Below are 15,256 nucleotides of genomic sequence, written 5' to 3' on the forward strand. Positions count from 1 at the left end.
GCCGCGTTAACGCGGCCGCTTTTCCTAAATCCTATTTCGCATATTCTACTACTCTCCTCTCCCTAATAACTGTGACCTTAATTTCTCCTGGATAATTTAGTTCTTCCTGAATTTTACCGGCAATTTCTCTGGCTAATTTTCCTGCCTGTAAATCATTAATTTCTTCTGGTTTAACAAAAACTCTAATTTCTCTTCCCGCCTGCAAGGCCCAAGCTTTTTTGACTCCTAAGAAAGATAGGGCAATATTTTCTAATTCCCCCAATCTTTTTAAATAATTCTCTAAAGTATCTTTTCTTGCTCCTGGCCTTGCTCCAGAGATAGCATCAGCTGTCTGAACTAAAACTGCCTCCAGGCTTTCATAGGGATGTTCTTCATGATGAGATTTCATGGCATCAATTACTTCCTTTTCTACTCCAAATTTCTCCAGAATTTTAATACCAATTTCAGTATGGGAACCCTGAACCTGATGATCAACTGCCTTGCCAATATCATGCAAGAGTCCGGCCTTTAGAGCGATTTTAGAATCAGCTTTCAATTCTGAAGCCAAGGCTGAAGCTAAATGGGCAACCTCAATTGAGTGGAGTAAAACATTTTGACCAAAACTTGTCCGAAAATTCAATCTTCCTAACAATTGAACCAATTTCGGATTAAGACCCAAAATGCCGGTATCGTAAATGGCTGCTTCCCCAGCTTTTTTTATCTGAGAGTTAATTTCAGATTCCGCCCTAGAAACCATCTCTTCAATTCTGGCTGGCTGAATTCTTCCATCCTGAATTAGTTTTTCTAAAGCGGTTTTGGCAATTTGTCTTCTAATTGGATCGAAAGCAGAAATAACTACTGTCTCGGGGGTATCATCAACTATTATTTCCACTCCAGTTAATTTTTCCAAGGTTTTGATGTTTCTTCCTTCTTTTCCAATAATTCTTCCTTTAATTTCGTCTGAAGGCAAGGGAACAGTGGTAGTGGTAATTTCCTGTGCCTGAGAGACTGCATATTTCTGGATAGCAAAGGCTAAGAATTCTTTTGCTTTTCTTTCAAATCTCTCCATACCTTCTAGCTCCAATTTTCTCATTTTCTCTAAAATTTCCTTTTGATATTCTCTTTCTAAGTTTTGAAGTAATTCTCCCTTTGCCTCTTCTTTGGAAAGCCCAGAAATTCTTTCCAAATTTTCCTCACTCTCTTTTTTTAGATTTTCTAAGTTTTCCTTTATTCCTCTTAGTTTTTCTACTTTCTGGCGGAATTCAGTTTTTTTTCCTTCGAAATTTGAAATTTTCTCATCTAAAATATTTTCCCTTCTCAATAGCAGTCTCTCGGTTTTAAAAAGTTCCTGGCGCCTGGTATCTATTTCTTTTCTAGTTGATTCAATTATTTTTCTAGCCTTTTCTTTGGCTTTGAATATTAGGGCTTCAGAGTCTTGTTTAGCCTGAGAAATTCTTTTTTGGATTTTAGCTTCAATATTTGCATAATCTCTTTTGGCAATTGATTGGCGAGCGAAATATCCCAAAATTGCTCCAATTCCTAAGGAAACTATACCCACTAAAAGTGGAATTAATTGATTCATATTCTAAGATTGGCAATTTGATTTTTAACATTTGATTAAGAATTTGATGCTAAAAATATCAAAAATCCAAGATTATTTTTACTATCTATAATAATCATAGTAAATATTTTAAAAAATGTCAAAAGCCCCCTGTCAGACAGGGGGCTTTATTTTTTAACCTCAATTAACTTCTATAATTAGTAAGGTGGAATTTCTCTCCATTTAGGAAGATTAATAAAAACAAAAAGGGGCGGCCTTTGGGCCGCCCCTCAAAATTTTTATTCAAAGTTTATTCCTTTGTCTTTATTACTTCATCAACGATTCCATATTCCTTAGCCTCATGAGCCGAAAGATAAAAGTCACGGTCAGTATCTTTTTCAAGTTTTTCTAAGGGTTGACCGGTGTGCTTGACTAAAATTTTGTTTATTTTATCTTTTAATTTTACAATTTGTTTAGCGGCAATTTCCACTTCCACTGCCTGTCCACCCAAACCACTCACTGCTACCTGATGGAGCAAAATTTCAGCATTTGGTAGGGCAAATCTTTTTCCTTTGGTGCCGGCAGCCAACAAAACTGCTGCTCCTGAAGCAGCCGCCCCTACACAGACTGTGGAAACCGGACATTTAACATATTGGATGGTATCGTAAATAGCTAAGGCGGAAGTTAGTATTCCTCCTGGGCTATTGATGTAAATCTGAATATCTCTTTTTGGGTCTTTACTTGCCAAAAAGAGAAGTTGGGCAATGACTGAATTAGCCACAGGATCGATAATAGGACCAGCTAAAAAAATGATTCTTTCTTTTAAAAGCCGGGAATAAATATCATAAGCCCTTTCTCCATATTTAGTTTTCTCGATAACTGTTGGTACAAGAGCCATAAATCTTTACTTTGTTAGACTTTCTAAAAATTGGAAGGTTTTTTCATTTCTTATTGTATCTTCAATATATAATTTTAATTTTTTAAGGTCAAGCTTTTTTACTTTTTCAATGGGATAATTTTTCAAAACTTTATTTGTTTCGGTTTTTATTTCCTCTTCGGAAACCTCAATTTTTTCCCTTTTTGAAATTTCTCTTAAAACCAAAGAATATTTAATTCTTTTTTGGGCTTCGGGAAAAAAGGATTCTTTTAATTCTTTTTCGGTTTTTTTAATTTTATCTAAATATTCTTTGAGAGAGATTTTAAGAATCTGGGACACCCTCGTTTTCAATTCTTCTAGCATTTGATTTTTTTCTGATTCAATCAGGGTCTCGGGAATTTCAGATTCAGATTCTTTAATTGTTTTTGCCATAATTTCCTGACGCACTCTTAGTCTTTCTTCTTTTTCTTTTTCCAAATTTAAACCTTCTCTTATGCTTTTTTTTAGAGAGGCTAGATTTTCAAAATTACCCAAATTACAAGCCCATTGATCGTTTATTTCTGGAAGTTCAATTTTCTGGACCGAATTTACTTTTACTTTAAAATCAACGGTTCGCCCAGCTAAATCTTTTCTAAAATAGTTTTTGGGAAATTCCAAAGAAAATTCTTTTTCCTGTCCCGAAACCATTCCTTCTAAATTTTCTTCAAATCCAGAAACAAAGTGGCCTTGACCTAAAATAAATCCATCTTTCTTTCTTGCCCCAGCTTCAATCTGGGGAGATTGAAAATCAATTTCTAAAAAGTCTCCTTTTTGGGCAGGTTGATTTTTAAAAGTAAATTTTGCCCGAGATTTTTGGAGCCATGATATTGCGTCCTCAACTTCTTTTTCTGAAATTGAAATTTTTTTTCTTTTAACCTGAGGGGCAATTTTTTTGTAATCAGGCAATTTAACCTCTGGCATGACCGGAGCTTTTGCCTTAAATTCTAAAGAATTTTCAGAAAATTTTAAAATCTTGATTTCTGGTTTTCCAAGAACCTCAATTTTGTTTTCCAGAATTACTTTTAAATAATTTTCTTTAATCGCCAAATCTATTGTTTCTTTTAAAATCTTTTCCTGGCCAATTTTCTTAACAATAACTTCTTTTGGCGCCTTCCCTTTGCGGAATCCCTCTATCTCGAGCTCTTTGCCCAGGTTTAAGGTAGCTTTTTCAGTAAAATTTTTAAATTCTTCAGTTGAAATTGAAATTTTAATTTCAACCTGTGATTTTGGCAATTTTTTAATCGATGCTTTCATAGCTAAATTTTTTCCTTACAAAAAGAGGGGGAGGAAAATCAAAGCAATTTTGCCAACTAGTTTTATTAAGATATCCAAAGAAGGACCGGCTGTGTCTTTAAAGGGATCACCAACTAAATCACCGATTACTGCTACTTTATGAGCTTCAGATCCCTTTCCTCCTAAATTTCCAGCCTCAATATATTTTTTGGCATTATCCCAGGCTCCGCCGGCATTGGCCAGAGTTAGAGCAATTGGAAATCCAGTAATTAAGCTTCCAGCTAAAATTCCGGCCAGAGATGCTGGTCCTAAGGCGAATCCAACCAAAATAGGGACAAAAATAATCAAAATTCCAGGAATAATCATTTCCTTTAAGGCCCTTTTTGTAATTAGATCAACACATTTTCTATATTCAGGTTTTGTTTTTCCTTCCATCAGGCCAGGAATTTCCTTAAACTGTCTCCTTACTTCTTTGACCGTCTCCAAGGCCCCTCTGCTTACCCCCCTTATCAACAAAGAACTAAACAAGAAAGAAAGCATAGCCCCAATAAAAAGACCGGCAATTACTTTAGGGTCTGAAAGGTTAATTATTTCAAGATGAGTAGCCTGAAAATAGGCAGCCAGCCAAGCCAGGGCAGCTAAACCAGCAGACCCAATAGCAAATCCTTTTCCAATAGCAGCAGTAGTATTTCCAACTGCATCTAAGGCCTCGGCTCTCTGACGAACTTTTTGTTCCAAGCCCGCCATCTCCGAGATACCAGCCGCATTATCAGCAATTGGACCATAACAATCAGCAGAAAGATTAATCCCTAAAACTCCTAAAATCCCAACTGAAGCAATGGCAATTCCATAAAGTCCTCCAAAATAATAGGCTAAGATTGTCCCAATGGCTACGGCAATTACTGGCAGGACCGAGCTTTGGATACCAACAACTAAACCTTCAATAATTACTGTCGAAGCTCCCACCTGAGAAGTCTTGGCAATATTTAGAACTGGCTGTTTCTTTTCAGAAGTATAGTATTCACAAACCTTACCAATCAAAAAACCAACCCCTAGACCCGCTAAAAAAGCATAAAAAAGATTAAGTTTTCCAAAAAATTTAGAAATTATTAAATAGGCACCAATAACCATTAAAATATTAGCTACAAAAATTCCTTTTCCCATAGCTTTCTGGATCTCTTGGGTCTGTTCAGTAAATTCAGCTTCTTCTATTTTTTTTGAAATTCTAACAAAAAAACTACCGATAATTGAACTTAAAATTCCAACTGAGGCTAAAGTTATCGGTAAAAAAAGACCTTTAGATTCGAAAGTGGTCCAACCAATGATCATGGCAGCTATAATAGCTGAGATATAGGATTCAAAAAGATCAGAGCCCATGCCGGCGATATCACCAACATTATCACCAACCTGATCAGCAATAACGGCCGGGTTTCTTGGATCATCCTCAGGAATACCTTTTTCAATTTTACCAACTAAATCAGCTCCCATATCAGCACTTTTTGTATAAATTCCCCCACCCACTCTTAAGAAAAGGGCGGTCAGGGAAGAACCAAAGGCATAACTAATTAAAAGAGAGAGGTCTTTAAAGAAAAACCAAACTAGGCTGATGCCCAATAACCCAAGACCAACTACTAAAAATCCCATCACCGCCCCTGCCGAAAAAGCAATCTTGAAGCTTTTGGGAAAACTAATCTTAGCTGCCTCGGTTGTTCTAACATTAGCCTGAGTGGAAACCATCATCCCAATATAACCTGCTAGACTGGAAACTCCGGCTCCAATCAAAAAAGTCAAGGCTTCTAAAAAATTATTAGTCATTAATCCTAAGGCCAGACTAATCAAAACAAAAATTATAGCCATTATCTTAAATTCTCTTTTTAAAAAAGCCTTGGCCGCCTCCTGGATGAGTCGGGATATCTCAATCATTTTGCCAGAACCCGAAGGAGCTTCTTTAATTTTCCGGATTAAAAAGAGGGCAAAAAATAAAGTAAAAATAGAAACAATGATAGGAAAAAATAACATAATAGATATCAAATGCTAAAACTCAAATATCAAATTTTTTAGTTATTTGAGATTAATTGAACATTTGGGTTTTGTCATTTGGATTTTTTTACTGATTTAGTTTTTTTCTTAACTTCCTTCTCTTTTTCTTCTTCCTTGGCTTCTAAGCTTCTAACATCAATTTTCCAGCCAGTTAATCTTGCTGCCAATCTAACATTCTGGCCATCTTTTCCAATTGCCAGAGATAGCTGGTCTTCAGGAACTAAAACTTGGGCCTTGTTTTTTGGCAGAATTTTTACTTCTAAAACCTTGGCTGGTGACATCGCATTGGAAACATATTTTTCCGGGTCATCAGAGTACTCAATAATATCAATTTTCTCTCCTCCTAATTCGGAAATCACGGCCATCACCCTTGTCCCCCTTTGACCAACCATTGAACCAATAGGATCAACCCCCTCTGTCTGAGAAGTGACGGCAATTTTTGACCTCGATCCTGGCTCTCTGGCGATTGATTTAATAATTACTGTTCCCGAAGAAACTTCGGGAACTTCTAATTCAAAGAGTTTAGAGATTAATTTTGGATAAGCCCGGGATAAAAGAACTGCCGGTCCTTTTGGTGTTTCTTCAACTTTTAAGATATAAACTTTTAACCTTTGACCGGGTCGATAAAATTCTCCGGGAACTTGTTCTTCTCTTTTTAAAATCCCGAGAGTTTTACCGGTGTCGAAAATAATATTTTTACCCTCGATTCTCTGGACAATTGCCGAAATTATTTCTCCCTCCTTTGACTTGTATTCAGAAAAAATTGCCTCCTTTTCTGCCTCTCTAATTCTTTGGGTTATCACCTGTTTTGCTGTTTGGGCAGCGATTCGACCATAGTCTCTTTGAGTCCGAAGCGGTATCTCTAATTCCTCCCCCGGTTTTATCTTTGATTTTATTTTCTTAGCCTCCTTAACCATAATATGTTTTTCTAGATTAAAACTGACTTTCTTTTCAACTTTCTTTTCTGGGGGTTTTTTCTTTTTAATTTCTTCGAGTTCTTTTTCAGAAAGAATCATTGATTTATCTAATACCAATTTTACCTGCCAAAATTTAACCCCACCTGATTTTGGATCAAGTTTAGCCCTTATTACCTGGCCTTTCCCTCCGTAATCTTTTTTATAGGCAGCGGCTAAGGCCTGTTCAATACTTTCAATAACCTTTTCTACCGAGATTCCTTTTTCTTCAGCAATCTGGGCAATGGCTGATGTAAAAGATTTAATATCCATTGGTGCTCCTCTAATTTAAGTTTTAATAAAATTGTCCGTTTTCAAACGGACATGACCTGATATTATCTTTCAATTAATTAAGTTTAGCAAAGTAAAATTAGTTGTCAACCCTATTCAGGTTTTTTTATTTTTCTAAAAATCCTTTTTATTCTTAAATCAGACAAGAATTGGTCATTGTCAAAAAGCAGGCGATTTCTAATTAGGGCCGCCTTTTTCTCTGATTTAAAAATTTCTCCCTGTCCTTTAGGGCGAGACTCGACAAGGTCGGTAATTGGACTTAATCTTTTAATTAAAATTGGTCCTAGAGATAAAATAGTGAAAAGTCCGATTATTTCAGATTGATTAAAATAAACTGAAAGAGATATAGCTGTAATTAAAAAAACAAGGGTTCCAATTGAAAGATTCCAAATCAAACCCAAAAGCACAAAGGGAATTAGAGAAAAACCTAAAATCCTTGGAGAAAGGGCTAAGGCAGCCCCAACAAAAGTTCCAATCCCTCTTCCCCCGGCAAATTTCAAAAAACAAGACCAATTATGGCCAGTAACTGCTGCTACTCCAGAAAAAACCTGAGTTTGCAAAGAGAATCCTAATTTCTGAGCTAAAAAAACGGCTAAAAATCCCTTTGCGAGATCTAAAATTCCAGTTAAGGCTCCTTGCCATTTCCCAACATATTTAAAGACATTGGAACCCGAGGTTTTTCTCCAGCCAATTTTTAAAATATCTCTGCTAACTGACCAACGAGTAATTAAAAAACCAAAGGGGATAGAGCCTAATAAATAACTTAAAATTGGCCAAAAAAATTCACTTAAAAACATTATTTTATATTAACTAAAAAATGGCGTTTTGAAAATGCCTGATTTTAGCTCGAATTTTAGCTTTTCCTTGCTGGGTGGGAGATGAGTTGTAGTCTATTTTTATTGAAATAATATCAATCTGCCATTTTTTATCCAAAAAGTTTTTTTCCATTAGCCAACTTTGGGCTGTTTTTATCAATTTTCTTTTTTTAAAAAAATCAACTTTCTCTTCCGGTGAAATAATTTGACTATTTCCGGCTAAAGTTTTTACTTCAGTAAAAATAATGATATCGCCTCTTTTGGCTATAATATCAATTTCTCCTCTTTTGGGGCCAGAAATGAATTTTGGAAAGTAATTTTTATCCAAAATTTTATAGCCCTTCTTTTTTAAATAATCTCTAGCGATTTTTTCACCTAAAACACCAAGTTTTTTGGAATCCATGGTGGACCCAATGGGAATCGAACCCATATCTCTGCAATGCGAATGCAGTGCTCTACCATTGAGCTACGGGCCCAATATTTTCTTCAATTCTTTTAGGGATTTGATTTTTCTAATAGAACGATTTTTAATCAAATCGTCCCTATCAATCAATATTGCCTCCATTCCTAATTTTTTAGCCGGAATTATGTCTCTTTCCAAATCATCGCCAATCATTAAGGCTTGATTTGGTAAAACTTTTAAGATTTTTAAGGCGTTCAAAAAGGCTTTTTTATCTGGCTTTAAGGCCCTGACTTCTCTTGGAGTTAAAATTTTTTCAAATCCATCAAGTGACAATTTCTCAAGCATAAATCTTGGAGCTGTAGTCAAAATTGACTTTCTAAAGGGAATCTTCTCAATTATTTTTACATCATCATAAAATTTAAAAACTAAATTTTTATCCAAGAACTGACTAACTTTTCTAATCGCTTCTTTTTTAGGTCTTTTTTTAAATTTTCTGAAAATTAAAGAAAGGCCATCTTTCCAGTTTTTTGCTCTACTAAAAGAATAATTATAAAAAGGAACAAATTTTGACCACTTATTAAAGTTGTTGAAATCAATATCAAATTTTTCTAAAAGTTTTAAAAAAGTTAAGGAATCTGGTTTTTTTGAAAAAAAAGCTAAAGTCCCAAAAAAATCAAATAAAATTAATTTTATTGACATAGTTGTGGTCTCCAAATCGCGAATGCGATTTGGAGTAGTATTCGGGGCATCCGGGCCTGAACCGGGAATCTTCCCCCACTAAATTCAATCGGAGAGCCGGGATTCGAACCCGAACTAAATCCTCCCGAAGGACTCGTGCTACCATTACACCACTCTCCGAAAATTGGTGGGGGACGAGTTTACCATTACACCATACCCCGCATATTTAAGCTTCCTAAACAAGGCTATAATTTTTAGAGACGTTTAGCCGCCTCGCGGCCACGGTTTCGCAAAGCGAAGAGCGAGGCGGCGTAATACGAGTCAATTTTTCTCGGTGGGAAAAATTAACGCGCTCTAAAAATTGATAGCCGAGCTAAACCACCCAATATTTTCTTTTTGTCATCTTATCTTTTTTCATTTCGATTTTTTCTCGTTCTCTTTTGGCTTTTTGGGATAACTCTTTTAATCTTCCTTCAGATAATTTAGCTAAATTTCTAATTTCTTTCTCCAAAAATTCTTTTTTATTTTTCTTAGGTTCTTCCAGGACAAAACCTAACAAAATATCTAAGGTTTGTCCCACCTTAGGCCCTGGTGAAATATTTAAAATCCTTATTACATCTTCTCCTGAAACCTTAAGCATTTTAACCGAAATTGGATCTTGAGAAACTTTTTCAATAACATATTTTAAATGTCTTAATTTATAAGGTTCAGCCTTGGGGCAACCTGAACCAATTCTATCTGCCATCCTAACCTGGAGTAATTCTTCCATATTCTCTGGCCCAACCTGACGAACTAATCTTCTAACTGAACTCTCTCCAACTTCATCGGGATGATAATAAAAAAGGTGATATCTAACCAGTTTAGCAACTTTCTCAATTTCTTTTTTGGGAAATTTTAACCGGTTGAGAATCTGAACAGTCATTTTTGCTCCCAAGATTTCATGACCATAAAAAGTGGCGTCAGGCCCTTCTCCTTCTTTTACCCGTGGTTTGGCAATATCATGAAAAAGACCAGCCAACCTAACGTATTTATTAAAATTTCTTTTGGCAGCATACTTTAAAGATAAAATGGCATGCTCATAGCATTCGTAAATATGGTGTTTATTTTGGGCAACACCATATCCTTCTTCCAATTCCGGAACAATATATTTTAAAAGATTAAGTTTTCTTAAAAGTTCTATCCCCTCGGCTGCCCTATCTGCCATAATAATTTTCAAAAACTCGTCCCTTATTCTCTCTCTGGGAATTGCCTGAAGCCAGGGAGAATTTTTTTTAATTGCCTTAGCAGTTTTTTCTTCAATTTTAAAATCTAAAGAAGTAGCAAATCTTACTGCCCTCATCATACGCAGGGCATCTTCTGAAAACCTATCTTCAGGATTGCCAACTGCCCGGATGATTTTTTTCTCTAAATCTTTTTGTCCTAAAAATGGGTCAATAACTTTATAGGGTGGTGGGTGGGTGGCGTCCATGGCCATTGCATTTATTGTAAAATCCCTTCTGGCCAAATCCTCTTCAATTGTTTTTGCCCAGGAAATTTTATCAGGATGTCTTTTATCTGTATATTTCTCATCAATTCGATAGGGAGTAATCTCAATTTCTTTTAATTTTGGATTATCGCTTCCGGTTAAAACTGTTACTGTCCCAAATTTGTTATCAATGAAGCTTTTCAAAAAAATCTTGCCAATATTTTTAGGCTTAGCATTGGTTGCCACGTCCCAATCTTCGGGTTCTCTTTCTCGTAAATAATCTCTAACACAACCACCAACAATATAAGCCTCAAAACCTGCCTTTTTTAATTCATCAATGATAAATTTTACTTCCTTAGGTATACTCATATCTTATTTTTATCATAATTTATTGCTTTTTTCCAGATTTTGTTTATAATTAGAGCAAAGCGAGAATTATCCCTAGAGGCATAATTAGATTAGCTTGCCCCTGTAGCGTAATGGATAACGTGCGAGTCTTCGGAACTCGAGTTGAGGGTTCGAGTCCTTCCAGGGGCATAGTAGGGAAACTAAAAATTGAGTATAATTTAAAAAGATAAAAATTAAAAGAGATTCTAATAAAAAATTTATGAATAAAAAATTTGTTTTAGGATTAATTGTAGTTATTGGTCTATTTTTTCCTTTAGCTAAAGTAATGGGGGCTTGTGGATGTAATTGTGGAGAAATAAAAGATTTTGAGGGTAATGTGATAGGTTGCGACGGACATTTTGCTCAACCATCAGGGTCTGACTGGGGTAGCTGTACAATAAACCCGGCAGAGCCTGGAATTGGAATGTCAACAGGAACTGATTGTTCACATGGCGATAGCATCTGTAGTACCGGCGGGTGTCCTGATGGCTCAAATGATGACCCGTGTCGTACTAATCATTCTTATTGGTCTTTTATAGGAGGACCATTAGGTTGTAAGTGTAGGACAGTAGACGGTATTTGGGATGGGGAAGATGTCAATGATGAAGAAGCTTGTATCAGATGTAATGGCGGAGTAACAGAAAATTTCAAAATGGCAGACACAAGTGGAACTTATGGCTCAACAAATCCCGGAGACGGTGAGTGTGAAGAACTCTGTGGCGCTGATTCACAATGTGATGAAGCAAAATATGATGAGGGGATTATAGTTGCCGGTGGACATTGTGATTATTGTGTTTTTACCGCTGGTGCGCCTGAAGAATCTCATGTCCCTTCAGGACTAATAGGGGGACTGGTCCCCTGTGGAAGATATACAAATGATCCAGGCACAGCCATTGATGAATCTGCTCCCTGTACTCTCTGCCACCTTTTTGTTTTATTCAAAAGAGTTGTTGATTTTGTTACTGTCAATATAATCTTTCCTTTAGCAGTTTTAATGTTTGTAATTGGAGGAGCAATGCTTTTGATTGCTGGCGGAGATCCAGGAAAGATTGGTCTGGGAAGAAAGATTTTAAAAGCAACTGTAATTGGCCTTGTTATTATCTTGGCTGCCTGGTTGATAGTTAATACAATAATTCTCCTCCTGTTCACAGACGACCCTCTTAACCCTTATTTTTTCTTCCGAGCCTGGCATACCATTATCTGCCCGGTGACATAATTGCCCCGTTAGCTCAATTGGAAGAGCAGGAAGCTCTTAACTTCAAGGTTGGGGGTCCGAGTCCCTCACGGGGCACTTTAAAAAGCCTGATTCTGGCTTTTTGTTTTTTATTTTCTGTGATAAAATTAAACCAGATTATGCTAACCCCTGAAGAAAAAACAAAATTAATCAAAAAGTCGCGGCACGCGTCGCTTCTCGCCTCGTCTTCGCCGAGGCGAAGCGGGCGCTCCGCTAACACCGCTCCTCAAAACCTTCGGTTTCTGACGCTCGCCTTCGGCTCGCTGTTTTTCCACTACGGGAAAACACCCAGTTTTCCCGACCCCTTTCTACTTTTTTGATTATTTTTCATTCAATAAAATTATGCTAACCCCTGAAGAAAAAACAAAATTAATCAAAAAATATAAACTTCACGAAACTGACACTGGCTCTCCAGAGATCCAGGTTATTTTACTTACTGAAGAAATTAAAAGACTTTTACTACATCTAAAAAAACATTCCAAAGATTTTCATTCAAAGAGAGGATTATTAAAAATGGTGGCCAAGAGAAGAAAATTGTTAAAGTATTTAAAAGAGGAAAACGAGAAAAGATATAATACTTTGATTAAAAAAATAGGATTAAAAAAATGATGAAAATTAAATCAAAAGAACAAAGAGTGGCAGTCCTGATTGATGTTCAAAACATGTATCATTCGGCCAAAAATCTTTATGGAGCAAGAGTTGATTTCTCAGAAGTTTTAAAGGAAGCTGTTGCCGGAAGAAAGTTAATTAGAGCAGTTGCCTATGTTATCCGCACTGAAAGCGAGGAAGAGGAAGCATTTTTTAAAGCTCTAAGCCGGATTGGGATTGAGGTAAAAATGAAAAACCTCCAAATTTTTCCCGGTGGCCTTAAAAAGGGCGACTGGGATGTGGGAATAACTGTTGATGCCATAAAGTTTAGTAATTTTTTAGACACCGTTATTTTAGTAACCGGGGATGGTGACTTTGTCCCCCTGGTAGAATATATTAAAAATGCCAAAGCAGCCCGGGTGGAAATTGTGGCCTTTGAAAGATCAGCCTCAGGAAAATTAAAAGAAGTCGCGGATGATTTTATTGATTTAGAAAAAGCTCCTCAAAAATATCTAATTAAAAAATGAGTCAATGAAAGAACAAAAATTCCAAATAGAAATTGCCGGCCGACCCTTCAAGGTAGAGATTAAAAACCTAGCTGAACAAGCCAATGGCAATGTTTTAGTCCGCTACGGAGATACCTTAGTTTTAGCTACCTGCGTGATGTCAAAATACGAAAGAGAGGAAATTAGCTTTTTTCCTTTAACCGTGGATTATGAAGAGAAATATTATGCGGCCGGAAAGATTCGAGGACCTCGTTATATAAAAAGAGAAACCAGACCTTCAGATGAGGCAATTTGCAATTCAAGATTAATTGACCGAGCGATTAGGCCAAGATTTCCCAAAGATTTAAGACGGGCGGTTCAGGTAATTATCACTGTTCTTTCTTGGGATGGCCAAAACGACCCTGATACTTTGGGGCTTTTGGCTACTTCCTTAGCTCTTTCAATTTCTGATATTCCTTGGTCGGGCCCCCTGGCAACAGTCAGGATTGGTAGGGTAAATGGTAAATTTGTCTTGAATCCAATCTATGAGGAGAGAGAAAAAAGTAAGATGGATTTTGTCCTGGCTGGCGGAGAAGATAAAGAAAAGTTTTCAATTAATATGCTTGAGGGGAGTTTTGATGAGATAGAAGAAAATTTAATTTTGGAAGCTTTAGAATTTTCTAAAAAGGATCTAAAAAGAATTTGTGATTTTCAAAAAGAGATTATAAAGGAAATTGGCAAAGAAAAAATTCTCGTTGAAGCCCCTCCAAAAGATTTAGAACTAGAGAGAGAAATTAAAGAGTTTTTAGGAGAAAATTTAAAAAAAGCTCTTTATCAAAAAGTAAAACAGAATCGGATGGAAGAAGCAAATAAGTTAAAGGAAGATCTTGTTTACTTTATCGAGGGAAAATATCCTAGAATGGGAAAGGTAAAATACACTCAAGATTTTTTTGAAAAGGAAATTGAAAAAATAATCCATGAAAACATAATTTCTTCTGAGAAAAGGTCAGACGGTCGGAGGCTTGATGAGATACGAGAAATTCATTGTGAAGTAGGGCTCCTACCTAGAACTCACGGCTCCGGTCTTTTCTCTCGAGGTCAAACTAAAGCTTTATCTATTTTAACTTTGGGGACGCCAGGAGATCAGCAATTATTAGAAGGAATGGAAATTGTTGGCAAAAAAAGATTTATGCACCATTATAATTTCCCCCCTTACTCAGTTGGAGAAATTAAACCAATAAGAGGACCGGCCAGAAGGGATATTGGTCATGGCATGTTAGTGGAGAAGGCTCTTTTGCCTTTAATTCCCAGTTTTGATCAATTTCCTTATACAATGAGAGTGGTATCAGAAATTCTTTCCTCCAATGGCTCAACCTCTATGGCCTCAGTTTCTAGTTCTTCTCTGGCCCTAATGGACGCTGGGGTGCCAATAAAAGCCCCGGCTGCTGGAATCGCTATTGGACTAATGATAAAAAGAGGACTCTCCGCCACTAAAGCTCTGGAAAACAAGAATTATAAAATTTTAACTGATATTCAGGGTCCAGAGGACCATCACGGCGATATGGATTTCAAGGTTGCTGGTACCAGAAAAGGAATAACTGCTATTCAAATGGATGTAAAAATTGAAGGAATTACTAAAGAAATTTTAAAAGAGGCTTTAGGGCAAGGGAAAAAATCAAGATTTCAAATTTTAGACAAGATGGAAAAGATTTTAGCAAAGCCTCGGAGCCAACTCTCCCCTTTCGCCCCAAGAATCTCCACTTTACAAATTAATCCAGAGAAAATTAGAGAAGTAATAGGCCCAAGGGGAAGGGTAATTAATGAAATTATTGAAGAAACTGGGGTAGATATAGATATTCAGCCAACCGGCCTAATTTACATTACTTCAGAAAAAGAGGAGGCAGTAAAAAAAGCGATTTCTTGGATAAAAAATATTACTCGAGAAATTAAGATTGGAGAAGTTTTTCAGGGGAAAGTAAAAAGGATTTTAGATTTTGGCGCATTTATTGAAATCCTACCTGGCCAAGAAGGCCTAGTTCACATTTCCCAACTATCTCCCCGAAGAGTAGAGAAAGTTGAAGATGTTGTTAAAATTGGAGACATTGTGCCAGTAAAGGTTATTTCTATTGATCAACAAGGAAGAATAAATTTATCATTGAAAGCCCTGAAGGAAGTTAAGGTTCGACCTAAAAAAAGATACTAGCGCTTAAGTCTCTTTGGAAAAAAGTTTTAAGTATCAAAATTTTTTA

13 protein-coding genes and 4 tRNA genes are annotated in these 15,256 nt (G+C 36.3%); 6 read left to right on the forward strand and 11 right to left on the reverse strand.

Annotated features, from left to right (window positions below; translation table 11 throughout):
* Positions 1-31 precede the first annotated feature (31 nt).
* The 11 genes from rny to KJA15_00080 all read right to left on the reverse strand — a co-directional run bounded on the left by rny (position 32) and on the right by KJA15_00080 (position 10,682).
* Positions 32-1,561: a ribonuclease Y gene (rny, locus tag KJA15_00030; protein ID MBZ9571722.1), complete on the reverse strand. Its 1,530-nt coding sequence runs from the start codon at positions 1,559-1,561 to the stop codon at positions 32-34.
* Between the two features lie 268 nt (positions 1,562-1,829).
* Complete coding sequence (locus tag KJA15_00035) at positions 1,830-2,417, reverse strand: ATP-dependent Clp protease proteolytic subunit (protein ID MBZ9571723.1); 588 nt, start codon at positions 2,415-2,417, stop codon at positions 1,830-1,832.
* A 6-nt stretch (positions 2,418-2,423) separates the two neighbouring features.
* Positions 2,424-3,689, reverse strand: coding sequence for a trigger factor (gene tig / locus KJA15_00040; protein MBZ9571724.1), 1,266 nt, complete (start codon positions 3,687-3,689; stop codon positions 2,424-2,426).
* Positions 3,690-3,704: 15 nt separating this feature from the next.
* On the reverse strand, positions 3,705-5,687 hold the full coding sequence (locus tag KJA15_00045) for a sodium-translocating pyrophosphatase (GenBank protein ID MBZ9571725.1): 1,983 nt from the start codon (positions 5,685-5,687) through the stop codon (positions 3,705-3,707).
* 74 nt (positions 5,688-5,761) lie between these two features.
* Positions 5,762-6,934, reverse strand: coding sequence for a transcription termination/antitermination protein NusA (gene nusA, locus KJA15_00050; GenBank protein MBZ9571726.1), 1,173 nt, complete (start codon positions 6,932-6,934; stop codon positions 5,762-5,764).
* A 110-nt stretch (positions 6,935-7,044) separates the two neighbouring features.
* Entirely contained in the window at positions 7,045-7,749 is a 705-nt protein-coding gene (locus KJA15_00055) for a glycerol-3-phosphate acyltransferase (protein MBZ9571727.1), read from the reverse strand.
* Between the two features lie 13 nt (positions 7,750-7,762).
* Positions 7,763-8,197 (reverse strand): YraN family protein, encoded by a 435-nt coding sequence (locus KJA15_00060; protein ID MBZ9571728.1) that lies wholly within the window; start codon positions 8,195-8,197, stop codon positions 7,763-7,765.
* Positions 8,170-8,243: transfer RNA gene (locus tag KJA15_00065), tRNA-Ala, on the reverse strand. The genes KJA15_00060 and KJA15_00065 overlap by 28 nt, the downstream gene beginning before the upstream one ends.
* Positions 8,234-8,869 (reverse strand): HAD family hydrolase, encoded by a 636-nt coding sequence (locus KJA15_00070; protein ID MBZ9571729.1) that lies wholly within the window; start codon positions 8,867-8,869, stop codon positions 8,234-8,236. Before KJA15_00070 ends, KJA15_00065 begins: the two co-directional genes overlap by 10 nt.
* A gap of 88 nt (positions 8,870-8,957) precedes the next feature.
* Positions 8,958-9,028 (reverse strand) — tRNA-Pro (locus KJA15_00075).
* Between the two features lie 193 nt (positions 9,029-9,221).
* Positions 9,222-10,682: an HD domain-containing protein gene (locus tag KJA15_00080; GenBank protein MBZ9571730.1), complete on the reverse strand. Its 1,461-nt coding sequence runs from the start codon at positions 10,680-10,682 to the stop codon at positions 9,222-9,224.
* A 96-nt stretch (positions 10,683-10,778) separates the two neighbouring features.
* Here KJA15_00080 and KJA15_00085 point away from each other — a divergent pair.
* The 6 genes from KJA15_00085 (at position 10,779) to KJA15_00110 (ending at position 15,210) form a co-directional block, all read left to right on the forward strand.
* Positions 10,779-10,850: transfer RNA gene (locus KJA15_00085), tRNA-Arg, on the forward strand.
* A 70-nt stretch (positions 10,851-10,920) separates the two neighbouring features.
* Positions 10,921-11,916: a TrbC/VirB2 family protein gene (locus KJA15_00090; protein ID MBZ9571731.1), complete on the forward strand. Its 996-nt coding sequence runs from the start codon at positions 10,921-10,923 to the stop codon at positions 11,914-11,916.
* A 2-nt stretch (positions 11,917-11,918) separates the two neighbouring features.
* A tRNA-Lys gene (locus KJA15_00095) sits at positions 11,919-11,991 on the forward strand.
* A gap of 282 nt (positions 11,992-12,273) precedes the next feature.
* Positions 12,274-12,543, forward strand: coding sequence for a 30S ribosomal protein S15 (rpsO, locus tag KJA15_00100; GenBank protein MBZ9571732.1), 270 nt, complete (start codon positions 12,274-12,276; stop codon positions 12,541-12,543).
* A complete protein-coding gene (locus KJA15_00105) occupies positions 12,540-13,049 on the forward strand; it encodes an NYN domain-containing protein (protein MBZ9571733.1) in 510 nt (169 codons plus the stop codon). The genes rpsO and KJA15_00105 overlap by 4 nt, the downstream gene beginning before the upstream one ends.
* Before the next feature lie 4 nt (positions 13,050-13,053).
* A complete protein-coding gene (locus KJA15_00110) occupies positions 13,054-15,210 on the forward strand; it encodes a polyribonucleotide nucleotidyltransferase (protein ID MBZ9571734.1) in 2,157 nt (718 codons plus the stop codon).
* Positions 15,211-15,256: the final 46 nt, after the last annotated feature.

The organism is Patescibacteria group bacterium (genome assembly GCA_020148145.1).
In the GTDB taxonomy this organism is placed as follows: Bacteria; Patescibacteriota; Minisyncoccia; order Minisyncoccales; family JAHCRE01; genus JAHCRE01.